General features: G+C 70.0%; 23 protein-coding genes and 2 tRNA genes. 6 read left to right on the top strand and 19 right to left on the bottom strand.

From position 1 onward, the window contains the following. Window positions 1–135 precede the first annotated feature (135 nt). The 7 genes from HJC40_RS10210 to HJC40_RS10180 all read right to left on the bottom strand — a co-directional run bounded on the left by HJC40_RS10210 (window position 136) and on the right by HJC40_RS10180 (window position 9,608). Window positions 136–1,014, bottom strand: coding sequence for a hydroxymethylglutaryl-CoA lyase (locus HJC40_RS10210; RefSeq protein ID WP_250000600.1), 879 nt, complete (start codon window positions 1,012–1,014; stop codon window positions 136–138). Then, entirely contained in the window at window positions 1,011–2,357 is a 1,347-nt protein-coding gene (locus tag HJC40_RS10205; protein ID WP_250000599.1) for an acetyl/propionyl/methylcrotonyl-CoA carboxylase subunit alpha, read from the bottom strand. Before HJC40_RS10205 ends, HJC40_RS10210 begins: the two co-directional genes overlap by 4 nt. Before the next feature lie 269 nt (window positions 2,358–2,626). Continuing rightward, window positions 2,627–3,232, bottom strand: a complete 606-nt coding sequence (locus tag HJC40_RS10200) for a TetR/AcrR family transcriptional regulator (RefSeq protein ID WP_250000598.1) — start codon at window positions 3,230–3,232, stop codon at window positions 2,627–2,629. 44 nt (window positions 3,233–3,276) lie between these two features. Next, complete coding sequence (locus HJC40_RS10195) at window positions 3,277–6,090, bottom strand: tetratricopeptide repeat protein (protein ID WP_250000597.1); 2,814 nt, start codon at window positions 6,088–6,090, stop codon at window positions 3,277–3,279. Then, window positions 6,087–7,814, bottom strand: a complete 1,728-nt coding sequence (locus HJC40_RS10190) for an HSP90 family protein (RefSeq protein ID WP_250000596.1) — start codon at window positions 7,812–7,814, stop codon at window positions 6,087–6,089. The genes HJC40_RS10195 and HJC40_RS10190 overlap by 4 nt, the downstream gene beginning before the upstream one ends. A 97-nt stretch (window positions 7,815–7,911) precedes the next feature. Beyond that, window positions 7,912–8,811: a sulfurtransferase gene (locus HJC40_RS10185; RefSeq protein WP_250000595.1), complete on the bottom strand. Its 900-nt coding sequence runs from the start codon at window positions 8,809–8,811 to the stop codon at window positions 7,912–7,914. A gap of 29 nt (window positions 8,812–8,840) precedes the next feature. Further along, window positions 8,841–9,608 (bottom strand): SGNH/GDSL hydrolase family protein, encoded by a 768-nt coding sequence (locus HJC40_RS10180; RefSeq protein ID WP_250000594.1) that lies wholly within the window; start codon window positions 9,606–9,608, stop codon window positions 8,841–8,843. 137 nt (window positions 9,609–9,745) lie between these two features. Between HJC40_RS10180 and HJC40_RS10175 the strand changes: the two genes are divergently transcribed. The 4 genes from HJC40_RS10175 (at window position 9,746) to HJC40_RS10160 (ending at window position 13,052) form a co-directional block, all read left to right on the top strand. Further along, window positions 9,746–11,479, top strand: coding sequence for a proline--tRNA ligase (locus HJC40_RS10175; protein ID WP_250000593.1), 1,734 nt, complete (start codon window positions 9,746–9,748; stop codon window positions 11,477–11,479). 26 nt (window positions 11,480–11,505) lie between these two features. Next, the gene (locus HJC40_RS10170; protein WP_250000592.1) at window positions 11,506–11,898 is read left to right on the top strand and encodes a CBS domain-containing protein; all 393 of its coding nucleotides are present in this window, start codon (window positions 11,506–11,508) and stop codon (window positions 11,896–11,898) included. 61 nt (window positions 11,899–11,959) lie between these two features. Beyond that, complete coding sequence (locus HJC40_RS10165; RefSeq protein WP_250000591.1) at window positions 11,960–12,394, top strand: SufE family protein; 435 nt, start codon at window positions 11,960–11,962, stop codon at window positions 12,392–12,394. A 16-nt stretch (window positions 12,395–12,410) separates the two neighbouring features. Next, window positions 12,411–13,052: a DsbA family protein gene (locus tag HJC40_RS10160; protein WP_250000590.1), complete on the top strand. Its 642-nt coding sequence runs from the start codon at window positions 12,411–12,413 to the stop codon at window positions 13,050–13,052. 43 nt (window positions 13,053–13,095) lie between these two features. Here the strand turns inward: HJC40_RS10160 and HJC40_RS10155 are convergent, their stop codons facing one another. Together HJC40_RS10155 and HJC40_RS10150 are read right to left on the bottom strand one after the other, a co-directional pair. Then, window positions 13,096–13,647, bottom strand: coding sequence for a YbaK/EbsC family protein (locus tag HJC40_RS10155; protein WP_250000758.1), 552 nt, complete (start codon window positions 13,645–13,647; stop codon window positions 13,096–13,098). An 18-nt stretch (window positions 13,648–13,665) separates the two neighbouring features. Further along, window positions 13,666–14,421, bottom strand: a complete 756-nt coding sequence (locus tag HJC40_RS10150; protein WP_250000589.1) for an SDR family oxidoreductase — start codon at window positions 14,419–14,421, stop codon at window positions 13,666–13,668. Window positions 14,422–14,498: 77 nt separating this feature from the next. Between HJC40_RS10150 and HJC40_RS10145 the strand changes: the two genes are divergently transcribed. Next, on the top strand, window positions 14,499–15,104 hold the full coding sequence (locus HJC40_RS10145) for a hypothetical protein (RefSeq protein WP_250000588.1): 606 nt from the start codon (window positions 14,499–14,501) through the stop codon (window positions 15,102–15,104). 53 nt (window positions 15,105–15,157) lie between these two features. Here the strand turns inward: HJC40_RS10145 and HJC40_RS10140 are convergent, their stop codons facing one another. From HJC40_RS10140 to HJC40_RS10125, 4 genes are all read right to left on the bottom strand, one after another. Beyond that, entirely contained in the window at window positions 15,158–15,556 is a 399-nt protein-coding gene (locus HJC40_RS10140; RefSeq protein WP_308200879.1) for an NUDIX domain-containing protein, read from the bottom strand. Window positions 15,557–15,686: 130 nt separating this feature from the next. Further along, window positions 15,687–16,979, bottom strand: a complete 1,293-nt coding sequence (locus HJC40_RS10135) for a cyclopropane-fatty-acyl-phospholipid synthase family protein (RefSeq protein ID WP_250000587.1) — start codon at window positions 16,977–16,979, stop codon at window positions 15,687–15,689. Between the two features lie 107 nt (window positions 16,980–17,086). After that, the gene (locus HJC40_RS10130) at window positions 17,087–17,623 is read right to left on the bottom strand and encodes a helix-turn-helix domain-containing protein (protein WP_250000756.1); all 537 of its coding nucleotides are present in this window, start codon (window positions 17,621–17,623) and stop codon (window positions 17,087–17,089) included. A gap of 64 nt (window positions 17,624–17,687) precedes the next feature. Next, entirely contained in the window at window positions 17,688–18,269 is a 582-nt protein-coding gene (locus HJC40_RS10125) for a DUF6461 domain-containing protein (protein ID WP_250000586.1), read from the bottom strand. Window positions 18,270–18,564: 295 nt separating this feature from the next. Here HJC40_RS10125 and HJC40_RS10120 point away from each other — a divergent pair, with 295 nt between their 5' ends. Further along, window positions 18,565–19,107 carry an AAA family ATPase gene (locus HJC40_RS10120; RefSeq protein ID WP_250000585.1) on the top strand — a complete coding sequence of 181 codons (543 nt, stop codon included), beginning with the start codon at window positions 18,565–18,567 and terminating at the stop codon, window positions 19,105–19,107. 92 nt (window positions 19,108–19,199) lie between these two features. On the opposite strand, the gene HJC40_RS10115 is transcribed toward HJC40_RS10120, so the two are convergent. The 6 genes from HJC40_RS10115 to gyrA form a co-directional block, all read right to left on the bottom strand. Next, window positions 19,200–19,430 carry a hypothetical protein gene (locus HJC40_RS10115; RefSeq protein ID WP_250000584.1) on the bottom strand — a complete coding sequence of 77 codons (231 nt, stop codon included), beginning with the start codon at window positions 19,428–19,430 and terminating at the stop codon, window positions 19,200–19,202. Window positions 19,431–19,592: 162 nt separating this feature from the next. Beyond that, window positions 19,593–19,665, bottom strand: a tRNA-Ala gene (locus tag HJC40_RS10110). 15 nt (window positions 19,666–19,680) lie between these two features. Beyond that, entirely contained in the window at window positions 19,681–19,809 is a 129-nt protein-coding gene (locus tag HJC40_RS10105) for a DLW-39 family protein (RefSeq protein ID WP_250000583.1), read from the bottom strand. A 293-nt stretch (window positions 19,810–20,102) separates the two neighbouring features. Next, window positions 20,103–20,176, bottom strand: a tRNA-Ile gene (locus HJC40_RS10100). Window positions 20,177–20,257: 81 nt separating this feature from the next. Then, window positions 20,258–21,154 (bottom strand): DUF3566 domain-containing protein, encoded by an 897-nt coding sequence (locus HJC40_RS10095; RefSeq protein WP_250000582.1) that lies wholly within the window; start codon window positions 21,152–21,154, stop codon window positions 20,258–20,260. Between the two features lie 3 nt (window positions 21,155–21,157). Continuing rightward, window positions 21,158–23,665 (bottom strand): DNA gyrase subunit A, encoded by a 2,508-nt coding sequence (gene gyrA / locus HJC40_RS10090; protein WP_250000581.1) that lies wholly within the window; start codon window positions 23,663–23,665, stop codon window positions 21,158–21,160. Window positions 23,666–23,747 lie beyond the last annotated feature (82 nt).

The raw sequence follows: 23,747 nt of genomic DNA, 5'->3' as shown, positions 1-23,747 counted from the left end.
TCGTGTCGGCTGAACCGGTAGCAGATCCGCCTTTTCGTTTCGGCGATATCGGCCACTCGGTATTGGTAACGACACGACCGGAGAGCGGTCACGCGGACAAATAGGAAAAATGATCGCGCGTTCGTGCGGATGGAATCACACCAGCCGGGTACGCGGCCCTGCTCGCAGAACACCTGACGGCAGAGTGCGGCCGAGCAGCTTCTCCGCCATTTCGGCCGTACGGATCAGGCGATCCAAGTCGATTCCGGTGTCTATACCCATGTCGTGCAGCATGTGCACGACCTCCTCGGTGGCCACGTTGCCCGAGGCGCCCGGCGCGTACGGGCAGCCCCCGATCCCGCCGACGCTGGCGTCGAACTCGGTGACGCCGAGCTCCAGCGCGGTCAGGATGTTGGCCAGCCCCGTACCCCTGGTGTTGTGGAAGTGCAGCAGGTCGGGACGGACGGCCGACAGCAGGTCACGGACCCGGCGGGGAGTGGCCATGCCGGTCGTGTCGCCGAAGGCGATGCGGTCGGCCCCGTCGGCCCGGACACGCCCCACGATCGACGCCACCCGGCCGGGATCGATGTCCCCCTCGAACGGACAGCCGAAGCTGGTCGCGACGATCACCTCAACCGTGGCGCCGGCCTGGTGGATCAGCGGGATGAGCCCGGCGATGTCGTCGAGCGACTCGTCGGTCGACCGGTTGAGATTGCGCCGGTTGTGAGTGTCCGAAGCGGACACTACGACCTCGATCTCGCGGAAGCCGGCGGCCAGCGCCCGCTGCGCACCCCGGGTGTTCGGGATCAGCGCCGAATACCGGATACCGGGACGGCGGTCGACCCGCGCCCACACCTCGTCGGCGTCGGCCATCTGCGGGATGGCCCGCGGATGGACGAACGAGACCGCCTCGATGCGGCGCACCCCGGTGCCGCTCAGCGCGTCGATCAGACGGACCTTGGCGTCGGTCGGGACAGGGTCCTCGTTCTGCAGGCCGTCACGCGGGGCGACCTCGCGGATGCTCACGGACGTCATCGGCCGGACTTCCTCATCCGCGAGACGATGGCGGTGTCGTAGTCGCCCGACAGGAACTCGTCGTTCTCCAGCAGCTCGGTGAAGAACGGGAGATTGTTCTTGGGCCCGGCGATCGCGAAGCCGGCGACCGCCGCGCGGGCCCGGGTGATCGCCTCGTCGCGGTCCGCCCCCACGACGATCAGCTTGGCCATCAGGGAGTCGTAGGACATGCCGACCGTCGTGCCGTCGGCATAGCCGGCGTCGACCCGGACGCCCTCGCCGGTCGGCTCCACCCAGGTGGTGATCTTGCCGGGCCCGGGCAGGAACCGTTTCGGATCCTCGGCGTTGATCCGCAGCTCGATCGCGTGACCGGTCGTTCCCGGCACGCCGGTGAACGTCGGCGCCTCCCCCGAGGCGACGCGCAGCTGCTCCTCGACCAGGTCGATGCCGTGGAGAAGCTCGGTGATCGGGTGCTCGACCTGCAGGCGGGTGTTCATCTCGAGGAAGAAGAAGTCACCCGTCGCCGGGTCCAGCAGACACTCGACGGTGCCGGCGTTGCGATAGCCGACCGTCTCCCCGGCGGTGACCGCGGCGGCCAGCAAGCGGGCGCGCAGGTCCTCGTCGACGGCGGGGCTCGGCGCCTCCTCGACCAGTTTCTGGTTGCGCCGCTGGACGGAACACTCGCGCTCGCTCAGAGCGATCACCCGGCCGTCGGCGAGGCCCAGGATCTGCACCTCGACGTGGCGTACCCGGGGGAAGTAGCGCTCCAGCAGCACGTCGGCGCTTCCGAACATGCGCTCGGCGAACGCCCCGACCTTGGCGAACTCGGTGCGCAGGGCCGCCTCGTCGGTCGCGACGGCCATGCCCATGCCGCCACCGCCCGCGGCGGCCTTCACCATCACCGGGTAGCCGATCCCGGCCACGGCGGCGACGGCCGCGTCGACGCCGGCAACCGGGGTCGCGGTGCCGGGCGCGACCGGCACTCCGGCCGCGGCCATCAGGTTGCGCGCGTTGATCTTGTCGCCCATCGCGTCGATCGCGTCGGCGCCCGGGCCGACCCAGATCAGCCCGTCGGCCTCGACCTGACGGGCGAAGTCGGCGTTCTCGCTGAGGAAGCCGTAGCCCGGGTGGATGGCCTGCGCACCGGTCGCCTTGGCGGCGGCCAGGACGGCCTCGGCGTTGCGGTAGCTCTGGGCCGGGTCGGCCGGCCCCAACCGAACCGCCTCGTCGGCCTCCAGGACGAAGGGCATCCCCTCGTCGGCGTCGGAATAGACGGCGACAGTCCGAATGCCGAGTCGTTTCGCCGTGCGGATGATCCGGCGGGCGATCTCGCCCCGGTTCGCGATGAGCAGCGAGTCGATCATCGTTGACCTTCTCTTCTTCCGTCGCCCGGTGGGGCGGCTGATGTTTTGTCGGCCCGTGGGGCCTTGTGCCCGGCCATGGGTGGCGGCCGGTGCGGTTGCGGCGGCCGGGTAGCGGCCGGGTGGTGCGTCCTCAAGGCGGGCGGTGCGCTGCCGACGACGTGTCGCTCTGCCTGCCGGGGTGTCGCTGTGCCGGTGGGACTGTTCTACCTACGAGCGTCGCTTTGCCGGCGGAGTCGGGCCGTGGCCGGTCGGGCGCTCGGGACGGGAGGTCAGTGGCCGGTGAGGGCGTGCATCGTGGCGTCGCGCAGGAGGGCGGCGCGGCGGCGGCGGTCGACCTCGCCGCCGAGGAACGGGGTCGAGTTCATCAGGCCGAACGCCGAGTGGGCGAGCACCCGGGCCTCGGCCGCGTCGAGCTCGGGCCGCAGCGTGGCCAGCACGCCCACCCACTCCTCGACGTAGAGACGCTGCAACCGGCGGATCTGCCGGCGCGGCTCCTCGGGCAGGCGGTCGAGCTCATGCAGGTGCAGCGCGATGACAGCCGGGTTGGCCAGGGCGAACTCGACGTGGAAGTCGATCAGGTCGGCCAGTGCGGCCCGGGCGTCCTCGGGATGGTGGCCGACGCGGGTCTTGCCCCCGTGCAGCAGGCTCTCGCTCACCGGGATCAGCGCGGCCACCAGCATCGCCTCCTTGCCGGCGAAGTGGTGATAGAGCGCCGGACCGGTGACACCCGCGGCCGAGCCGATGTCGTCCATGGAGACCCCGTGATAGCCGCGGGCCGCGAACAGACCCACCGCGATCTCGAGGATCTCGTCTCGTCGCGACCGCCGCCTGGGCGCGGGCGGACCCGGACGCTGCTGCTGATCAACCGTTGTCACGAGGTCACTTTATCCCGCTGTCAAGCCGTCGCCTTAACGGACGTTCAGGATGTGGGACCCCCGGCCTCGGCCCGCGCTTCCTCGTACACCCGGACGGCCACCTCGCGGCTCGGCGCGTCGTCGGGCAGGCGTTCGAGCAGTGCCCGCAGCAACGCCTCAGCCTCGGTCGAGTGACCGGCCCGGAGCAGCGCCTCGCCGAGCATGCCCTCGATGCGGTCGGCCTGATCGGTCGCGCCGATCGCCCGCAGCCGCTCCGGGGCGCCGCGAAGGTGTGGCAGCGCCTCGGCATAACGGCCCCGCGACATGAACAGGTTACCGGCCTCGAACGCGGTCATCGAGTGCTGAAAAATCGCATTGGGCTCGGCGGCCGCCTCGGCCGGGAGCGCGTCGAACTTCTCGGCGATGATCCGGAGGGTCTCCTCCCCCTGCTCGGGCTGGTCGGCGAAGTGCGACGCGGCGACGCTCCGGCGCAGGGCGCGCAGCTCGCCGATCGGGTCGCCGGCCGCGAGCAGGGCCGACGCGGCGGCTCGGAACGTGTCGGCCGCCTCGGCGTCGCGATCGAGGTCGAAGAGCAGCCCCGCGGCCTCCTCGGCGATCTGGCCACGGCCGGCCGGGTTGTCGGCCAGATGCTCGACCAGGGTGCGATAGAGCGCGAGGGCGCCGTCCTTGTCGCCGATCGCCTGATAGAGCCCGGTCAACAGGTAACGCGTGTTGTCGGCCGATTCCTCGTCGCCGAGCCGCTCGAACAGCCCGAGCGCCTCCTCGGCCACCTCGGCGCCCTCGACCGGGCGCCCGGCCAGCCGATAGGCGTTGGCCAGGTCGCCACGCGCGTGCGCGCCGCCGGCCTCGAGCCCGGCCTCGGCGCACAGCGCCACCGCCTCGACCAGGTCGGGGATCGCTTCGGCGGGCCGGCCCAGCTGGAGCAGCGCATTGCCCCGGCCGACCCGGGCGGCCAGTGCCTTGTCGGTCTCGCCGGTGGCCAGCACGACGCCGAACGCCTCGGCCTGCTCCGCCGGGTCGTCGACGGTGTGGCCGTAGATCGTGCCCGCCTCGGCGATGCGGCGGGCCGGGCCGTTCCGGCGATAGAACTCCCAGGCCTCGCGGGCGGCCGCGACGGCCTCGTCGTGGCGGTGCATCGCCATCCGACTGCGGGCTCGCAGCATCGCGTGCAGGGCCAGCAGACGCGGGTCACCGACCTGGGCGGCGAGCTCGTCGCTGCGGTCGCCCGCCTCGTTGGCCTCTTCGGGCCGGTCCTTCATCAGGTGCAGGATCGACAGGCGCGTCCAGGCATCGGCGCGCTCGACGGCGCCGCCGTGTTCGTCCTGGTGGGTCACATCGGCCCGGACCGGCTCCTCGTCGACCTCACCACCGGCGTAGCCGGCCTCCATCGCCAGGCGGGCGCGCAGGGCACTGGCCTCGCCGTCCGACCCCGCCGCCACGAACAGCTCCAGGGCCCGAGTCCAGTGGTCACCGGAGTCGGTCCGCCCGGACGACCGCAGCCGGTTACCGAGCAGCAGCTCCCGCCGAGCGGCGAGCAGAAGAGCTTCCGGCCGCGAATCGCCCAGCTGCGGGTCACTCAGCTCGGGAAAGCGCGCATCGACCGCTTCGAGAGCCGCGGCGAGCCCCACAGCGTCGTCGGCCCGGTCGTACTGCCGGGCCAGGTCGAGCAACTGGGCGGCCGTGACCTCGGCCGGGATCTCAGGAGCCGCGACGGCGACCTCGGCGACGGGCACCGGGACGGCAACCGCGACCGGGGGCCGGGCGGTCGGCGACAGCGTGAGCACCACCTCGTACGGCTCGGCGGCCAGCACGGCGGCGATCGACCGGCTCTGGTGGTCGGTGCCGTTGCGCTCGTCGAACCGCTTGGCCAGGTCGGTCGCCCGGGTCGACAGCTCGGCGCCCAAGTCGGCGGCGGAGACGTTCCCACGCCCGCGGAGGTGGACGACCGCGTCGCCGTGTCCGCGCTCGGTGAGCCGGCGCAGCAGCATGGCCGCGTCGGCCGAGAAGTGCATCTCGGCCGCCGGGGAGGGCGCCTTGTCGAGCCAGTCGATGTGGCGCTGCAGAATCTCGAGACCGCGGTGCTCGTTGCCGGTGCGCGCGCAGAACGCCAGGTGGGTGCCGAGGTTCCACAGGTCGGCCAGGTTGCCGCGCTCGAGACGGTAGGAGCGCCGGTGCGCGGCGGCCGCGTCGTCGGGACGGCCGGTGCGCAGGTAGGCGACCATCAGTTCGCGCAGGATGCCCTGGGGTTGCTCGCTGCAGCTCAGCTCGCCGGCCAGCACCGGCTCGGCGGTGGCGATCACGTCGTCCCACCGCTCGCGCTCGGCGTGGAAGGCCGCGACCGACGACGGGTCGCAGCCGATGCAGTCGGAGAGGTCGTCGCGCGGCGCGGCCTGCCACCGGGCGAACCACTCGTCGGCCTCGGGGCTCCCGATGTGATCGGCGATCAGGTAACGGTGTTTGTGGACGGCCTGCAGGCTGTGGCCGTCCTCGCGGTAGCGCCTCTCCATGTCGTCGAGCACGGCGCGGGTGCGGTCGAGCGGGATCTCGGGGAAGTTGAGCATCGCGTTGACCATGGTCTTGAAGTGCCACAGCAGCGTGTGCTTGCCGTGCGCGTGATGCCGGCCCGGGTTGCGGTCGAAGTCGTTGAGCGCCCAGGCGAACGTGACGAACGCCTTGGCCGGCTCGCCGCCGTAGGTGTAGGCGTTCGTGGCCAGCAGCCGCACCGTGAAGGCGAGGTGCGGATCGTTCACCGTGTCGGCGTGCCGCAGCACCTGCTCGACCAGCGCGATCTGGGCCGAGCCGTGCGGCAGGACGCGGGCCTGCTCGTAGAGGCCCCACAGGTCGTCGGCGGTCTTCATCTGTCCTCCCCGGGGACGGCCCTGTCCAGCAGGCCCATGAACGAACTGGTGAGCAGCGCGGCGTCGGCCGGGCGGATCGGGTGGTGGCCGAGCATGAGCGCCTGGCCGTAGAGCGACTCGACGGCCAGGCCGGCCAACTCGGGGTCGCTGATCGCGGTGACCCGCCGGACCAGGGCGTTGCGGTGGTTGAGCACGAGTTGCGGCCGGTCGGTCGGCACGCTGCGGGACAGCGCGTCGAGGACACCGCCCCACAGGTCGTCGGCGGCGTCGCGGCCGGCGGTGAACTGCTCGGTGAAGGCGGCGGCGCGGCTCACCAGATAGAGAGCCGGGACGGTGGCCGGGTCGAAGCCGCGGACCACGATCTCGCAGCCGAGCCGGTCGAGGCGGCGCTGGGCCACTGCCAGGAACGGGCGCAGCCGCAACTCGGTCTCGGCGTCCAGCGCGGCGAACCGGGCCGCGACGTCGGACGGCTCGAGCCGCTCGGCCCGGACCTCGGCATCCACAGTGGCCAGACGTTCGACGAGGTCGGCGTGGTAGACGATGCCGCCGTTGATCACTCCGAGATCCTGGGCGGCGGCGACCGCGGCCAGCTGGCGGAACTCGTCGTCGCCGGCGGTGTAGCGCAGGACGCCGTGGCGCTGACGGAACTCGGCCAGGGTCAGGTGGCCGAGGTTGGTCTCCAGGGGGACCCATTGCTCGACCAGGCGCAGCATCTCGTCGTCGTGCAGCGCGAGCGCCTTGACGCCGAGGTGGTGGATGGCGAGGAACTCGCCCAGCCGGCGCGGATCGGTCGAGGCCAGCCGCACCAGCCAGCCGCGCAGCTGGTCGGCGATCGCCTCGCGGGTGTCGGCGAACAGGCTGTCGTCGTAGAGGGCCTCGCGGCTCGCGGTCGGGCGCAGCTCGGTGCTGTCGACGACACAGCGGGCGAAGAACGCCCACTCGGGCAGCAGACCCTCGACGCTCTCGGCCAGCAACATCCTCTTGAGATAGACGCGGTGGCCCCCGCGAGCGGCCGGGTTGACCGGGGTGGGCAGCACGAACGCGACGCCGGTCAGGCCGGCCTCGGGCACGTCGAGCGGCACCACGTCGAGCGGGCGGAAACCGAAGACCTCCTGGGCGTACGCCACCAGGTCGCCACCCGCCCAGGGCAGTGAGCCGGTGGTCACGGGGACGTCGTCGACCTCGACCCGCACCGGCAGCAGTGAGCCGTAGAGCTGGGCCAGCTCACGGACCGTCGTACCGGAGAGGAGGTGCTCGGAGCCGCGGCGCGGCAGCAGGGTGACCGTCGTGCCGGGCTCGCGGTCGTCGCCGGGCGAGACGGCGTAGCGACCGTCGGAGTAGCCCCGCCACAGGACCGGCTCGGCGCCCGCGCGGCGGGTGTGCACGCGGATCTCGTCGGCCACCAGGAAGCAGGACAGCAGGCCGATGCCGAACTGGCCGAGGAACTCGTGCCGGGCGAAGCCGAGCTCGTCGCGTTTCGAGCTGCGGCCGATGGTGGCCAGCAACTCGTGCACCTGGGCCTCGGTGAGGCCGATGCCGTTGTCGGTCACCCGCAGCGCGTCGGAGCCCGTGGTGATCGAGACCAGTCCGGGACGGCCGGTGGCGGTGATCGCGTCGACCGCGTTCTGCAGCAGCTCACGGACGTAGACCCGCGGGCTGGCGTAGAGATGGTGGCTGAGGAGGTCGACGATGCCGCGGAGATCGACCTGGAAGGTGTTGCTCACGGCGGAGAAGGTACCGCGAACGACCGACAGAAACGGGGCGGACCGATCTTGATGATCGGTCCGCCCCGGATCGGGCCTTCGTCGGCTCGGTCCTTCGTCAGCTCAGTCCGCCGGGCTCGAAGCCCTTGGCGATCGGCGCGCGCACCAGGTTGCCCCACTCCGTCCAGGAGCCGTCGTAGTTGCGCACCTGCGGATAGCCGAGCAGGTGGCGCAGCACGAACCAGGTGTGACTCGACCGCTCGCCGATCCGGCAGTACGCGATGATGTCGTCGCCCGGCTCCAGGCCGAGCTCGTCGCGGTAGATCTTGGTGAGCTCGCCGGCCGGCTTGAAGGTGCCGTCCTCGTTGGCCGCCGACTTCCACGGCTTGCTCACCGCGCCCGGGATGTGACCGCCGCGCAGCGCCCCCTCCTGCGGGTAGGCCTCCATGTGCGTCAGCTCGCCGGTGTATTCCTGCGGGGAGCGGACGTCGACGAGGGGCAGGCCGCTGCCGATGTGGCTCACCACCTGGTCACGGAAGGCCCGGATCTCGGCGTCGTCGCGCTCCGGAACCGGGTATTTCGCGGCCGGTCGCTCGGTGCGTTCCCGGGTCAGCGGACGGCCCTCGGCGGCCCACTTCTGACGCCCGCCGTCGAGCAGGCGCAGATCGCGGTGGCCGAAGAGACTGAAGACCCAGAGGGCGTACGAGGCCCACCAGTTGAAGTTGTCGCCGTAGAACACGATCGTGTCGTCGCGGCCGATGCCCTTGGCCTCGCACATCGCGGCGAAGGCGGCCGGGTCGAGGTAGTCGCGGGTGACCGGGTCGTTGAGCTCGAGGTGCCAGTCGACCTTGACCGCGCCGGGGATGTGCCCGGTGTCGTAGAGCAGGACGTCCTCGTCCGATTCGACGACGACCAGACCGGGGGTGTCGAGGTGGGCGGCGAGCCACTCGGTGGTGACCAGCTTGTCGGGATGCGCGTACGCCTGGAGTGCGGGCGCCGGATCGTTCTCAACAGACATGCCTGCCACGCTAGCTCTTCGCCCGGTGGTTACTCGGTGATCCCGATCGGCATGAGCTCCGGGCGCTTCGCCCGCACCAGTTCGCCCGACGAGTGACCCCGCAGGTGACGGCTCACCCAGGGCGCCAGATGCTCACGGGCCCAGCGCAGGTCGGCGCTGCGGGCGAGCAGCCACGGGTTGGGTTCGGGCGCGGGTGGCACCAGCATCCAGTCCTCGTCGACCCCGACACCGAGCACGTTGAGCACCTGGCCGGCGACCCGGCGGTGCCCGGCCGGCGAGAGATGCAGCCTGTCCGGGGACCACATGTGGGGATGGCGGAAGGCGTCGTCGCCGAACAGGTCGACCAGGTGGCACCCGTAGCGGTCGGCGAGCGTGCGAGCGCCGTCGTTGAGCACGGATGCACGCCGCCCGAGGATGGCCGGCAGGTTGACGGTCACGTCGGCGAAGCGGAAGAGGATCACGTCGGCGCCGGTGTCGCGCAGCCGTCGCACCACCGATTCGAGCTCCCGCACCAGGGCGTGCGGATCGACTCGTACGCGCAAGGCGTCATTGCCGCCCGCGGCGAGGCTGACCAGGTCGGGCCGCATAGTCAGGGTCGGCTCGAGCTGCTCGTCGACGATCTCGTGCATCACCTTGCCGCGGATGGCCAGGTTGGCGTAGCCGAAGTCCGGTCCCGAGTCGACCGCCATGCGGGCGGCCACCAGATCGGCCCAGCCCCGGAACGTACCGTCCGGATAGGCGTCGTTCAGGCCCTCGGTGAAGCTGTCCCCCATAGCAACGAAGCTGTGCCAGGCCATCGCCGCCCCCTTGACGTTTGCTCATGTTTGCTCGTGGAGATCACATAAGCACTGGATGGAAGTCACCGATAGCGTGACGATGGCGACACCCCGTTAATGAACTGCTTTCCGTAGTGATCCTCCCTACGCTGCTTCGCATGCTGCTGAGGATGTCCGCCCTCCTGCTCAGGACCCTGCGCGAGGAGCCGGCGGACGCGGAGGTGCCGAGTCACCGGTTGTTGCTGCGCGCCGGCTATGTCCGTCGCGCCGCCCCGGGCGGATACACCTGGCTCCCGCTCGGCAAGCTCGTGCTCGACCGGGTCACCGCGGTCGTGCGGGACGAGATGGTGGCCGTCGGCGGGCAGGAGGTCTCGTTCCCGGCCCTGCTGCCGCGCGAGCCCTACGACGTCAGCAACCGCTGGACCGAGTACGGCGACGACATCTTCACGCTCAAGGACCGGCGCGGTTCCGACTATCTGCTGGCGCCGACCCACGAAGAGATGTTCACGCTGCTGGTGCAGGACATCACCAGTTCGTACCGGGATTTCCCGGTGCTGCTGTTCCAGATCCAGACGAAGTACCGCGACGAAGCCCGGCCCCGGGGCGGGCTGCTGCGTGGTCGCGAGTTCCTGATGAAGGACGCCTACTCGTTCACGCTCTCCGACGACGGGCTGGTGGAGACGTACGAGTCGGTCCGCGCGGCCTATCAGCGCGCCTTCACCCGGCTGGGCCTCTCGCACACCATCGTCTCGGCGATGTCCGGTGCGATGGGTGGTTCCGCGTCCGAGGAGTTCCTCGCCACAGCCGATGTGGGCGAGGACACATTCGTCGGTTGCACGACCTGTGACTACGCGGCCAACACCGAAGCCGTGGTGACTCCGGCGCCGCCGGCCACGACGGTTTCCGCCCCGCCTCTCGAGGTTCACGACACCCCCGGCACCCCGACCATCGCCTCCCTGGTCGAGCTGGCCAACGCCCGGGCGCTGGGCGGCCGCACCGACTGGACCGCGGCCGACACCCTCAAGAACGTGGTGGTCTCGGTGCACCGGCCCGGCGCCGAGGACGAGCTGCTGGTGATCGGTGTCCCGGGTGATCGTGAGGTCGACCTGAAGCGGCTCGACGCCTCCCTGGCCCCGGCCACGGCCACGCTCTTCGACGACTTCGCGGCCCGGCCCGACCTGGTCAAGGGCTACATCGGCCCGCAGGGCAGCAGGGCCCGTTATCTGGCCGACCCGCGCGTGGCTCCCGGCACGGCCTGGCTGACCGGCGCCAACGAGCCGGGACGGCACGCGGTCAACGTGGTGGCCGGGCGCGACTTCACCCCGGACGGCACGATCGAGGCGGCCGAGGTGCGGGCCGGTGACCCGTGCCCGGCCTGCGGCACCGGCTCGCTCACCATGCGACGGGGCATCGAGATCGGGCACATCTTCCAGCTCGGCCGCCGCTACACCGACGCGTTCAAGCTCGAGGTGCCCGGGGTGGACGGCAAACTGGTCCGGCCGACCATGGGGTCGTACGGGATCGGGGTGTCCCGGGCGGTCGCGGCCATCGCCGAGCAGCACCACGACGAGCGCGGCCTGCTGTGGCCCGATGAGGTCGCGCCGGCCGACGTGCACGTCGTCGCGGCCGGCAAGAACGGTCAGGTCGAGGCCGCGCTGGCGCTCGCGGACGAGCTGGTGAGGGCCGGGCTGCGCGTGCTGGTCGACGACCGTCCCACCGTCTCGGCCGGCGTGAAGTTCACCGACGCCGAGCTCATCGGCATCGCCCGGACGGTCGTGATCGGGCGTCGCCTCGGCGAGGGATATGCCGAGATGCGCGATCGCCGCAGCGGGGAGCGTCACGACGTGCTGGTCACGGACATACCAGGTGTAATCACTGCTGCACTCGGGTAACGCCCCTACCAACAGGAGGTGCGCACATGGGCAGGGCTTCGGTGGCTGAGGTGATGACCCGGCAGGTGGTCTATCTGCCCGAGGCGACCATGCTGGACGAGGCCGCGCAGGTGATGCGCGACCGCGCCATCGGCGACGTGGTGGTCACCCGCGGCCCGACGATGATCGGGGTGGTCACCGACCGCGACATCGTGGTCCGGGCGATCGCCGAGAACCTGTCGCCGACGTCGACCTCGCTCGGCGACATCACCTCGCATGAGCTGATCATGGTGGAGCAGTCGGCCACCGTGGACGAAGCGGTGCACGCCATGCGCGAGCGCGGAGTCCGCCGGCTGCTGGTCTGCGACGCCGACCGCAAGGTGGCCGGCATCTTGAGCCTCAGCGACGTGGCCCTGCTGCCGACGACGGCCCACGCCTGACGACGCCGTCCGCCACGCCGCAGCCCGGCCTCCACCCGGAAGCAGGCGCTAGGGTCGACAAGTGACCGACATGCCTCCCAAGCTCGCCGAGATCGTCGACGAGTTCGCCTCGGCGCCGCGCGAGGTGGTGCTCGAGATGCTTCTCGAGTTCGCCGACTCGATGCCGCCGCTGCCGGCCGACCTGGCCACACACGACGGCATGGAGCAGGTGCCGGAGTGCCAGACGCAGTTCTTCCTCAAGGCCGTGGTGCGGCCCGACGACACGGTGGAGTCGTTCTTCGACTGCCCGCCCGAGGCGCCGACCACGCGGGCCTTCGCCGGCATCCTGGCCGAGGGTCTCGAGGGCGCCACCACCGCCGAGATCCTGGGCGTGCCGGACGACCTCTACACCCGCATGGGCCTCGCCCAGGCGATCAGCCCGCTGCGCATCCGTGGCGGCTCGGCGATCCTGGCCCGGCTGAAGCGCCAGGTCGCCGCGCAAGTGGCCACCCGCTGACGGCGGACGGAGTCCCATGGATATCCAGGTCTGGTCCGATGTCGTGTGCCCGTGGTGTTACCTCGGCAAGCGGCGGCTGGAGTCGGCCATCGCCCAGTACGAGGGTGACGTCACCGTGACGTTCCGGGCCTTCCAGCTCGACCCCTCTCCGGTACCGCCCGGCCTGCCGCTCAAGGACGGCATGGCAGCCAAGGTCGGTGGCCGCGAGCGGGCCGACGAGATGCTCGCCCACGTCTCGTCGATCGCGGCCGGCGATGGTTTGCGACTCGACTTCGACCGGGCGGTCGCCGCGAACACGTTCGACAGTCACCGGCTGATCGCGTGGGCCGCCGGTCAGGGCAGGCAGGCCGACATGCTGGAGGCGCTGCAGCAGGCCTACTTCACCGAGGGCCTCGACATCGGCTCCCGCGCGGTGCTGGCGTCGGTGGCCGGTTCGATCGGCTTGAGCGAGGCCGCCGCGACCGATCACCTCGCGTCCGAGGCTGGCACGGCGGCCGTGCGCACCGACCTGGCCGAGGCTCGTGAGCTTGGCATCTCCAGCGTCCCGTTCTTCGTTGTCGACGGGAAGTACGCCGTTCAGGGCGCCCAGGAGGCGTCGACGCTGGTCTCCGCCTTCGAGGAAATCGCCCGCCGTGAGGCAGTCGACGCCGGTCGATGACGATGGCGTTTCACGTGAAACGCCATCGATCGACGTCGGTGTCTCACTCGACCGGGCGTGCCAGACCCTCGATCACCTCGGCGCCGGGCAGGGCGCCGAGGGCCGGGCCGGCAATGGCGATCTTGCTGTGGCGCACGCCTGATCCGATGATCACGTGCGGTGTGGCGACCACCCGGGCATCGACCAGGATCGGCCAGTCCACCGGCAGGCCGATCGGCGTGATGCCGCCGTACTCCATGCCGGTCAGACGGACCGCCTCGTCCATCGGCGCGAAGCTGCACTTGCGCACGTCCAGACGCTTACGGACGACTCCGTTGACGTCGGCCCGGGTCGTGGCCAGCACGATGCAGGCCGCGTACCGGACGCTTTCGCCCCGCTTGCCGGCGACGATCACGCAGTTCGCGGAGACCTCCAGGCCCACGTCGTACGCCTCACAGAACTCTGCCGTGTCGGCCAGACCCGGGTCGATCGGAGCGACCAGCACCTGGTCGGCGTCGATCGGCGCGTCCTCGGGCCACACGGTCAGAGCCTTGGCGACCGGATCGGCCAGCAGGTCGGGGCGGGACTGGGCGGGCTCGAGCTTCAGACTTCCCATCACGCCCGCCATCCTCGCTCAATACCGCGCCGCCAGGTAGTCCTCCCACGTCCGGGTACCGGTCGGTGTCGCGGTTGTGGTCAGACCACCCGCCCGTATCGACCGCGCCACCCGGCCGGGCAGCCGCAGCCGGAGGACCCGTCGCTTCTCTCCCCGGGCCGCCAGCCAGGTGGCCGACGCGTCGGCGAGGGTCAGCACGCGCGGTCCGGCGAACTCGACGATGGCGTCCGCGGCCGGCCGGGTCAGCAGGTCGGCGATCCGGTCGGCAACCTCCGCGGCGTCGACCGGCTGGGCCAGGAACCCGGGATCGAGGATCAGCGGACCGAGCCGCCCGGCGGTCTTGAGCAGCCCTTCGGCGAACGGGTGGAACTGCGAAGCCCGCACGATCGTGTACGGGATGCCGCCCGTCCGGACAACGTCCTCGGTGGCGAGCTTCGCCCGGTAGTAGCGCAGCGGTACCCGGTCGACTCCGATGATCGACACGTAGACCAGATGCCGCACTCCGGCCTTTCGCGCGGCGGCCACGAGCCGGCGCGTGCCACCGACATCCGTCCGCCGAGCATCTCCGGGTGCTGACGCCAGGTGCACGATCAGGTCCGCGCCCCGCACTGCCTCGTCGATCCCTTCACCGGTACGCAGATCGGCCGCGAACCACCCCGGCCGCGCTCGCCGGCTCATCGCCCTGACCTCGTGTCCCGCCGCCGTCAGCCGCGGCACGGTGACCGATCCGAGGACCCCACCGGCCCCGGTCACCAGCACTGTCGATGTCGTCATGCCAGGGGGACGATCGAGGGGCCGGAGTCGTGACGACTTCCTCAGAATGCGGTCGTGGCTGCCGACCGTCAGAGGGTGTGAGGGAGAGACGCGAAGGACGGGTCGGAACCGTCAGCGGGCTGGCGGCGCTGGCCGGCGGAACCGCCATGGCCGCGTCGGTCGGCGGGGACAACCACTCGCTGTCCGCGACCCTCCTGCTCGGCACGCTGACTCTCGGCCTCGGACACTCCCTGATCGAGGAGATCAAGCGGCAGGCGCACCGCTCCTCGCCGCGCTGGACGCGGGAGGACACCGTCAACGCGGTGCTCCTCGGCGTCGGGGCCGAACTGGCGCTGGTGATGACCATCCTGCTGCTCGACACCACGCCGACACGTGCCGTCGGGTTGGCCCTCGCCACGGCCTACGCCGCGGCCTGCGGCTACTTCGTGACCGAACGGCGGCGGGCTGTCGCCACTCAGCTCCGGGCATCCACTCCCGGGCCGGACGAGACCGTCGCCGACCACCTACCGGCGACGGCGACGGCGACGGCGACGGCGACGGCGACGGCGACGGCGACGGCGACGGCGACGGCGACGGCGACGGCGACGGCGGAGATCGTCGAGGGTGTCGTCCCGCAGCATCGCCATCCCGGCCATGCGGGCCACGCGCCCACCGCCGGAAGCTTCGCCGACCGCGCCGGCTGAGCCGTCGACCGGGCCGCAGATCGGTCCGAGCCTCGCGGAGACAGCACCGGCTCTTACGCCGGCAGCACCACGATGATCGGCGGCACCGGCACCCCCCCGCTGGTCTCCGTCGGCAGTTCGGGGGCGGGCAACCAGTCGAGACCCAGCATCTCGGGCCCGATGCCGTCGTCGATGCCGATCCGCGGCTCACCGTCGGCCACCGTCACCGAGAACACCGACGTCATGCCCGACGGATAAGGCATCTCGAGCACATAGCGGGCGTCGCTGACCACCAGGCCCGTCTCCTCGAACACCTCCCGCCGCACCGCCTCCTCGGCGGTCTCGCCGGGCTCCAGACCACCGCCCGGCAAGGTCCACCACTCACCGCCACCGGATCGTCGGCTGCGCTCGTGCACCATCAGCACACGGCCGTCCCGCACGATCACGGCGGCGGCCCGTTTTCGTTCGCTCACGTGAGGCAGGCTAACCGGCCCCGCACCCGTTCCGCATGACAACCTCGCGCCCTGTGGACAACGTCCGCATTCGTTCCGCGGCAACGTTTTTCAGACTGACCAAAAAGGACGAGCCGGTGACCGAAACGGATCAGACCGCGTAGCCGCTCCGTGTCGGCGGCAGGGCGGCCGTTCCATCCCGGTGATCTTTCACCGCGAGCACCTGGTTGACGCCGATCCGTGCCTGCTCGAAGGCGAGCGCCGACGCCGCCATGTAGAGCCGCCACACCCGGGCCCGGCCCGGGCTGGTCAGCTTCACCGCGGTGGACCAGTCCGACTCCAGGTTCGTCACCCACGCCCGCAGCGTGCGCCCGTAGTGCTCCCGCAGCGCGTGCACGTCGCGCACCTCGAAGCCGGCCTGCTCGAGCAGGCCGACCGTGGTGCCCACCGGCACCAGCTCACCGTCCGGAAAGACGTACGCGTCGATGAAGCTCCGGGCCTGGTGCGGCTGCTTGGGAGCCAGGTGCACCCGGGAGATCTGGTGGTTGAGCAGACGGCCACCGGGCTTGAGGTTGGCGTAGAGAATGGCCGCGTACTCCGCGTACGGATCGGTGCCGACGTGTTCGGCCATCCCCACGCTGGAGATCGCGTCGTACGGCCCGTCCTCGAGGTCGCGGTAGTCCTCGACCCGGATCTCCACCTGACCGGTGAGCCCGGCCTCGGCGACCTGCTTACGGGCGTATTCGGCCTGCTCGGTCGAGAGCGTGATGCCGACGACGTGCACGCCGTACTCGCGGGCGGCGTGGATGGCCAGGCTGCCCCAGCCGCAGCCGACGTCGAGCAGCCGCTGACCGGGCCGCAGCCCGAGCTTGCGGCAGATCAGGTCGAGCTTGTCGCGCTGCGCGTCGGCCAGGTCGTAACCGGGTGTGTCCGACGTCCAGTACGCGCAGGAATAGACCATGCTCGACCCGAGGACGAGCCGGTAGAAATCGTTCCCGACGTCGTAGTGGTGGCTGATCGCCTGACGGTCGCGGCGTCTGCTGTGCCGGGTCCCGGCAACGACCATCTCCTCCGGCGGCGGCTTGGGCTGGGTGCCGAGCACGCCGAGGCGTACGAGATCGCTCGCGACATGACGGATAGGCAGATCCTTCATATCGGGCGCGCGCCAGATCAGCGCGGCCACGCGGGTGAGCGCCTCGTAGAGATCGCCCTCGACATCGAGATCGCCGGAGACGTACGCGCGGGCCAGACCCAGATCATTGGGTTGCCACATCAGTCGGCGCAACGCACGACGATGCCGGATGACCAGCACCGGGGCGTCCGCCGGACCGGCCGTCGAGCCGTCCCAGGCTCGGATCCGGAGGGGCACGGGCGCCTGGAGCATCGTTTCCAGAAGGTTCTGGACCTTCGACGCGATAGTGGAATGAAGGATGGTGGTCGGCATCGGTACCTCCCGGCGCAGCATTGCGCAACCGAATCATGGAACCGACTCACTATCCGCCCGACGCGACGAGTTACATAAGGCTCTTTTCTAGTTTTGTGATCGAGGACTCACACTGCGCGCACGACCCGCTCGAGGCGAGCCGGGCGCAGGAGTTGTGCCTGGTCATGGCGGCTTTCCGCCAGACCGTCGAGCACGGCCCGACGCTCCTTTTCGGTCAGTACGCCGGCGAAGGGTGATGCGGAACGCAGCCGCACCGCGTACTGAGCCGAGGACGTCAGCGCCTCGACCACGGCCTCAGCCTCACCGGCCAGCAGGGCCTCCCACCGGTCCAGCCACTGCCACTCGGGACCGCCCGGGCGGAGGCGGCGCAACCGGCGCAGATTGATCTCGGCGATGGCAAGCACCGCCGCGGGCCGGGCCACGAAGCGTGCGGCGACCGCCTGGTGCAACCAGAGCTGCTCCAGCTCGGCGCGGGTCAGCACGGGGTGGATCAGCGCCTCGACATCGGATCGGCGCACACGCCTCTGTGCGCCGAGGCTGACGTACGGCAGAAGCCCGCGCGCACAGAGGTCGAGAACCCGGCGCCGCGAGAACCGGAGGAGGATCGCGGCCTCACCAATGGTGAGCAAATCGGTCGTGCGCATCGTCACAGGTGGATGTTGGCCCGGCCGGGAGTTTCCGGCAACAACCGAACGGCCATTGACTCTTTCACTGACCGGTTGGCACCACGCTGAACAGATAGGTGTGCTTTCGCAGATCGGCCTGTGTGAGCGGTACCCCGGTAAGGCGCTCAGCCAGCGCGAATGCTGCCGCCATGCGATCGTCCGGCTGCGCTGGAGCGCCCGCCCGGGTGGCTTTCACGGTCGTTTCGAGCTCGGCCGCCCGACGGCCCGACGGCCGTTCACCCGACACCGGATCAAACTGCAGAGTGACACCGCGGTCCTCCATCAGGAGGAACCGTCCGCTGCCGTCATCCGCCCGATACAGGCAGATCAGGGTCGTCCCGGCGGACAGAGCGCGGAACTGCCCGTCCTCGGTGCCCAGTTCACCGTTGTCCTCGACGACCAACGCCCAGTCGTCGTTCAGCCGGGTCACGCCGAAGTAGCACTTGTCGGGGAATCCCCGCTGGCCGTCCCCCGCCCCGACCATCTGCTGCCACCCGATGCGTTCGAGCTCCTTGGCCCCCATGCGATCAAGCACCTGAGCCGGCCGGACACGGCGCACCCAGACGAAGCAGAACCCCTTGCTCAGGTCGGTGACCTCACGAAACCACGCGTAGTCCCCGGCCACCGCCGTAGACGACGACAGCGGCACAGATGCGGGGCCGGAAGAGGACGAGGACGGCTCAGCCGACGACGCGGCATCCGGCCGGTCAGCCCGAGCCCCACACCCGCTCAGAAGCCCACCGACCATCAGCCCGAACACCACCCGCCGCCGCACGGCGCCCAGTAGATCAAACCCCATCCCCCACCGCACCCCTGGCACGCCTCGTCGTCGCCTTCAACCGCGACGCGCGCCCCGGCAGTTCAGAGCTGGCATCCTGCGGGTGAGCGCTTCCCGAGCCCGCGACGATCAGGAGTCAGCGTTGTATCGAGCACTGCTGCTCACCGGGATCGCCGGCGTCGGAAAGACCACGGTGGCGCAGGCAGCCGGCCGGCTTCTCACCGCTTCCGGCCGCGGCACCGCGGTCGTCGACACCGACGTGCTGGCCCAGTTCGGGCCGCCTCCCCCCGCCGGCCCCGGGAGCGGTCAGTTCTACGACCGGCTGAAGTGCGCCAATCTGGCCGCCGTGTGGGCCAACTTCAAGGTGGCCGGCGCCCGGCTCATTGTCGTCGCCGCGGTCATCGAAGAGCCGGACGTCCGGGGCATGTACGCCCGATGCCTCTCGGACTGCGAGACTCACCTGGTCAGGCTGACGGCAGACGACGCCACCGTACGGGATCGTCTGCGCCGCAGAGAGGAGGGCACTCAACTCGAGCGGCACCTGAGCACGCTCGACAGCCCCAGCCACACGCCCACCCTGAATGCCGATCTCACCGTGACCAATGACCGTTCCCCCGACGACGTCGCCACCGAGATCCTCATCCGAGCGGGCTGGTCTGACGAGGTGGCCATCCCCGGTCGTTGAGCAGGAAAGTCTCTCCGACAGGCTGTGAGACGCCGCCTCTACACTCCCGCGATGAGTGTGGTCTGGTCGGCGACGCACCCCGAAGTGCGCTTCTACTCGTGGTCGGCTTTCGTCCGAGCCTGCAGCACCAACAGGATGACCAGCAGCACGACTATCACACCGGTTCCGACCAGCGCGAAGTAGTGAAGCACCGGACCACCGAACCAATGGTTCCCGTCGTTGCCCATCAGAGCGATCAACGTGCATCCACCCGACGTCAACGCCGTCCAGAGCCACCACCGGGGCTGCCGCCGCAGGTCGCGCCACGCCCGTTGTAGCTTCACAGCACCATGCTCATCGAAGGCGGTGGAATAAGTCGGATCGTCAGCGTGGCGCTACGGCCGGTCGTGACAGACAGGAGGCAGGCAATACGTCCGCCGATGTGAGCCGGGAGTGGGCCGGCCGATCAAGGCATGGTGTGCAGCCTGCTCAAAGGTGTTGTCTTGTGGAGCCCAGGGGACTTGAACCCCTAACCCCCGCCTTGCAAAGGCGGTGCTCTGCCAGTTGAGCTAGGGCCCCTGAACCCCGAAAAACCTATCGGAGATCGGGCGCCGTAGTCGCCTCGTGCCAAAGCGCCCGCTCATCGCTGGAAGCCTTGACCTTCCGGAACACCAGAGCCGCCGCACCGACAACCCCGGCAGCAACCAGAAGCTTCTTGACCATCGCAGCTCTCCCATCAAGCCCGCCACACACAAGCCGCAAGCCAACGCATGAACCGCGACCAAGAGCAAGGTGGCCGCAAGGCCAAGCCAGACCACCGCGACCGAGCAATGTGGCCATCACGCCACAAGCGCAACCCCGAAGCGAAGTGGCCGCCAGGCCACAAGCCACCAACCGTGACCGCAGCACAAAGGGTGCCCACCGCACCGCGGGGTTTCCGGGGGCTCGGCCCCCGGAGCAGGTATGACGGGGAACCAAGGTCCGCGCTTTCCGCGGACAGGGGACCCCGTTACCCGTGGGGCTAGCTGGAATCGAACCAGCGACCTCAGAGTTATCAGCTCTGCGCTCTAACCGACTGAGCTATAGCCCCTCAAGTGCGACACCGAAGGTTACCGCACCGGGTAGGGAGCCACCAAAACGGGGGTGGCCCCCTCGCCCTCTCTGAGCCTTCTCAGTCCCGCTCGGCCAGGGTCAGCTCGACCCCGCCGACCAGGTCGGCGCAGACGTTGTAGATGAACGCGCCGAGCGTCGCCAGCGCGGTGAACAGCACCACGTTGACCGCCCCGATCAGCATCGACGTGCCGATGACGCCCCAGGCGGTGATCTGGAAGCCACTGCTGGCCGACGCGTCGTCACCGCCGCTGGCGCTGACCAGTTCCTTGAGGCTGGTGTTGACCTCGCCCCAGACACCCATGGCGTCGAGCGCGAGGTAGAGCACCGACGTGGCCACGACCACGACGATGAAGAGCACGACCGACACGGCGAACGAGAACTTCATCACGGACCACGGGTCGATCCGCTTGAGGTTGAGCCGGGCCCGCCGGGGTCCACGCGTGGAGCCCGACGAGACGGTGGACCGCGCCGAACGGACCACCTCGGTGACCCGGGCCGCGCCGACCGCGGCCGAGCCGCTGGCCGGGGCCTGGCCGGAGCCGCCGGCCGGGCGGGCCGCCTTGGCGTTGCCGGTGGTGCCGCCGGGCGCCCCGCCGGGCCGCTGCTGCGGACCGGTGGTGGAGCCGGCCTTGGCCGCCGGCGGCACGCTGACCCGGCCCGAGCTGCTGCCGGGGGCCGCGCCCTTGCCCTTGGTCACGGTCGGCACGCTGGCCGAACCCTTCACGGGCGGTCCCGGCCGCTTGGCGTCGGAGCCGTCACCGTCGGCGGGCTCACCGGGCGGCGGGGCCATGCCCGGCGCCCGGGTGAACTTCGGCGGTGACGGGGCTTCGGCGGGGGCGGCGGCTCCCCGAGCCGCGGCGTCGCGTCCGTTCGGGGCGGAGCCATCCTTCTTGGCCGCCTCGTTCGGAGTCGCTGAGCTCCCCGTGGCCCCCGACTTCGCCTGTGTCTCCGGCATCAACTAGTCCTGTTCGTCAGGCTCGTCGGCATTGCGAGCAAGCGCCACGATGGTTACACCTTCTGGGAGGTCCATCAGCTTGACCCCCATTGTGTTCCGATCCCGTGTGCGCCGTACAGGCTTCACGGGAGTCCGGATGACACCACCATTGCTGGTGATGGCAAATAGTTCATCCTCGGGACTGATCACGAGGGCCCCCACCAGTCCACCACGGCGCTCCGTGATCTTCGCGGTGAGGACGCCCTTGCCGCCCCGCCCTTGCACGGGATACTCCTCGATCGGCGTCCGCTTCGCATACCCGCCGTTGGTGGCAACCAACACATCCATGCCATCACGTACGACTTCCATGGCCAGGAGTTCGTCCTCGCCGGTGAATCGCATGCCGATGACGCCCGACGTGGCCCGGCCCATGGGGCGCAGCGCCTCATCGGTCGCGTTGAACCGGATCGCCTGGGCGTGCTTGGAGACCATGAGGAGGTCGTTCTCCGAAGACACCAGGGCCGCGCCCACCAACTCGTCGTCCTCCCGCAGGTTGATGGCGATGATGCCACCGCTGCGGTTGGAGTCAAATTCCTCGAGCCGGGTCTTCTTCACGAGGCCATTCTTGGTGGCGAGCACAAGGTAGGGCTCCACCTGGTAATTCGGGATCTGGATGACCTGGGCGATGTGCTCGTCGGGCTGGAACGCCAGCAGGTTCGCGACGTGCTGACCCTTGGCCACCCGGGCCGCCTCGGGCAGCTCGTACGCCTTGGCCCGGTAGACCCGGCCCTTGTTGGTGAAGAACAGCATCCAGTCGTGCGTCGAGATCACGAAGAAGTGCGACACGATGTCGTCCTGCCGCAGCGTGGCGCCGCTGACGCCCTTGCCGCCGCGCCGCTGGGAGCGGTACAGATCGACCTTCGTGCGCTTCGCATAACCGGTACGTGTGATCGTCACCACAACGTCCTCGCGCGTGATGAGGTCCTCCATGGAGACCTCGCCATCGAACGGGATGATCTGGGTGCGCCGGTCGTCGCCGAACTTCTGCACGATCTCCCTGAGCTCTTCGGAGACGATCGCCCGCTGCCGCTCCGGCTTGGCCAGGATGTCCTTGAGGTCGGCGATCTCGATCTCGATCTTCGCCAGCTCGTCCACGATCCGCTGCCGCTCCAGGGCGGCCAGCCGGCGCAGCTGCATGTCGAGGATCGCGCCGGCCTGGATCTCGTCGATGTCGAGCAGCTGGATCAGGCCGGACCGGGCGTCCTCGACCGTCGGCGAGCGGCGGATCAGGGCGATGACCTCGTCGAGCGCGTCGAGCGCCTTGACCAGACCGCGCAGAATGTGCGCGCGCTCCTCGGCCTTGCGCAGGCGGTAGGCCGTGCGCCGGCGGATGACCTCGATCTGGTGCTCGACGTAGTAGAGGATGAACTGCGCCAGGTTGAGCGTGCGCGGCACGCCGTCGACCAGCGCCAGCATGTTGGCGCCGAACGTCTCCTGCAGCTGGGTGTGCTTGTAGAGGTTGTTCAGCACGACCTTGGCGACCGCGTCCCGCTTGAGGACGAGGATCAACCGCATGCCGGTACGACCGGAGGACTCGTCGCGGATGTCGGCGATCCCGGTGAGCTTGCCCTCCTTGACCAGCTCGGCGACGCGCTCGGCGAGGTTGTCCGGGTTGACCTGGTACGGCAGCTCGGTGACCACGAGGCACGGGCGCCCGCGGGCGTCCTCCTCGACCTCGACCACGGCCCGCATCCGGATCGAGCCACGGCCCGTCCGGTACGCGTCCTGGATCGCCTGCTGACCGACGATCAGTCCGTAGGTCGGGAAGTCCGGCCCCTTGACGATCTCGAGCAGCGCCTCGAGGACGGTGGCCTCGTCGGCCTCGGGGTGGTCGAGCACCCACTGCACCGCCGCGGCGATCTCGCGCAGGTTGTGCGGCGGGATCTTGGTCGCCATGCCGACCGCGATGCCCTCGGAGCCGTTGACCAGCAGGTTGGGGAACCGCGCGGGCAGGATCGTCGGCTCCTGCGTACGCCCGTCGTAGTTGTCCTGCATGTCGACGGTGTCCTCGTCGATGTCCCGCAGCATCTCCATGGCGAGAGGCGAGAGCTTCGACTCGGTGTAGCGCATGGCCGCCGGCGGGTCGTTGCCCGGCGAGCCGAAGTTGCCGTTGCCGTCGATCAGGCGGTAACGCAGCGACCACGGCTGGCCCATGCGCACCAGGGCGTCGTAGATCGACGAGTCGCCGTGCGGGTGGTAATTGCCCATCACGTCGCCGACGACGCGCGCGCACTTGACGTAGCCGCGGTCGGGCCGGAAGCCGGAGTCGTACATCGCATAGAGGATCTTGCGGTGGACGGGCTTGAGGCCGTCGCGGACGTCGGGCAGCGCCCGGCCCACGATCACGCTCATCGCGTAGTCGAGGTACGAGCGCTGCATCTCGACCTCGAGGCCGACGGGCTCGACCCGCTGGGCCACGCCGCCGGTGTCCGGGACCTCGTCGCCGTCGGGCGCTTCGGGAATGTCAGTCACTGTTAACCCTTACTCAAGGTAAAACCAGACATGTACGACGAATGCACGCATCCTGCTGTGGATAACGTTGTGGAAACCGGGG

The sequence above is a fragment of the Actinoplanes sp. M2I2 genome (genome assembly GCF_023544445.1).
Taxonomy (GTDB): Bacteria; Actinomycetota; Actinomycetes; order Mycobacteriales; family Micromonosporaceae; genus Actinoplanes.
Note: the sequence above shows the minus strand (reverse complement) of the source record. Positions and strands in the feature narration are given on the sequence as shown.

What these genes read in the sequence shown, in the direction of transcription:
- HJC40_RS10160 (WP_250000590.1), top strand. Translation starts at nt 12,411, where the DNA reads ATGGATATCCAGGTCTGGTCCGATGTCGTGTGCCCGTGGTGTTACCTC.
- HJC40_RS10095 (WP_250000582.1), bottom strand. Translation starts at nt 21,154, where the DNA reads ATGCCGGAGACACAGGCGAAGTCGGGGGCCACGGGGAGCTCAGCGACT.
- HJC40_RS10155 (WP_250000758.1), bottom strand. Translation starts at nt 13,647, where the DNA reads ATGGGAAGTCTGAAGCTCGAGCCCGCCCAGTCCCGCCCCGACCTGCTG.
- HJC40_RS10150 (WP_250000589.1), bottom strand. Translation starts at nt 14,421, where the DNA reads ATGACGACATCGACAGTGCTGGTGACCGGGGCCGGTGGGGTCCTCGGA.
- HJC40_RS10170 (WP_250000592.1), top strand. Translation starts at nt 11,506, where the DNA reads ATGGGCAGGGCTTCGGTGGCTGAGGTGATGACCCGGCAGGTGGTCTAT.
- HJC40_RS10130 (WP_250000756.1), bottom strand. Translation starts at nt 17,623, where the DNA reads ATGCGCACGACCGATTTGCTCACCATTGGTGAGGCCGCGATCCTCCTC.
- HJC40_RS10210 (WP_250000600.1), bottom strand. Translation starts at nt 1,014, where the DNA reads ATGACGTCCGTGAGCATCCGCGAGGTCGCCCCGCGTGACGGCCTGCAG.
- HJC40_RS10205 (WP_250000599.1), bottom strand. Translation starts at nt 2,357, where the DNA reads ATGATCGACTCGCTGCTCATCGCGAACCGGGGCGAGATCGCCCGCCGG.
- HJC40_RS10180 (WP_250000594.1), bottom strand. Translation starts at nt 9,608, where the DNA reads ATGGCCTGGCACAGCTTCGTTGCTATGGGGGACAGCTTCACCGAGGGC.
- HJC40_RS10185 (WP_250000595.1), bottom strand. Translation starts at nt 8,811, where the DNA reads ATGTCTGTTGAGAACGATCCGGCGCCCGCACTCCAGGCGTACGCGCAT.
- HJC40_RS10135 (WP_250000587.1), bottom strand. Translation starts at nt 16,979, where the DNA reads ATGCCGACCACCATCCTTCATTCCACTATCGCGTCGAAGGTCCAGAAC.
- HJC40_RS10105 (WP_250000583.1), bottom strand. Translation starts at nt 19,809, where the DNA reads ATGGTCAAGAAGCTTCTGGTTGCTGCCGGGGTTGTCGGTGCGGCGGCT.
- HJC40_RS10175 (WP_250000593.1), top strand. Translation starts at nt 9,746, where the DNA reads ATGCTGCTGAGGATGTCCGCCCTCCTGCTCAGGACCCTGCGCGAGGAG.
- HJC40_RS10195 (WP_250000597.1), bottom strand. Translation starts at nt 6,090, where the DNA reads ATGAAGACCGCCGACGACCTGTGGGGCCTCTACGAGCAGGCCCGCGTC.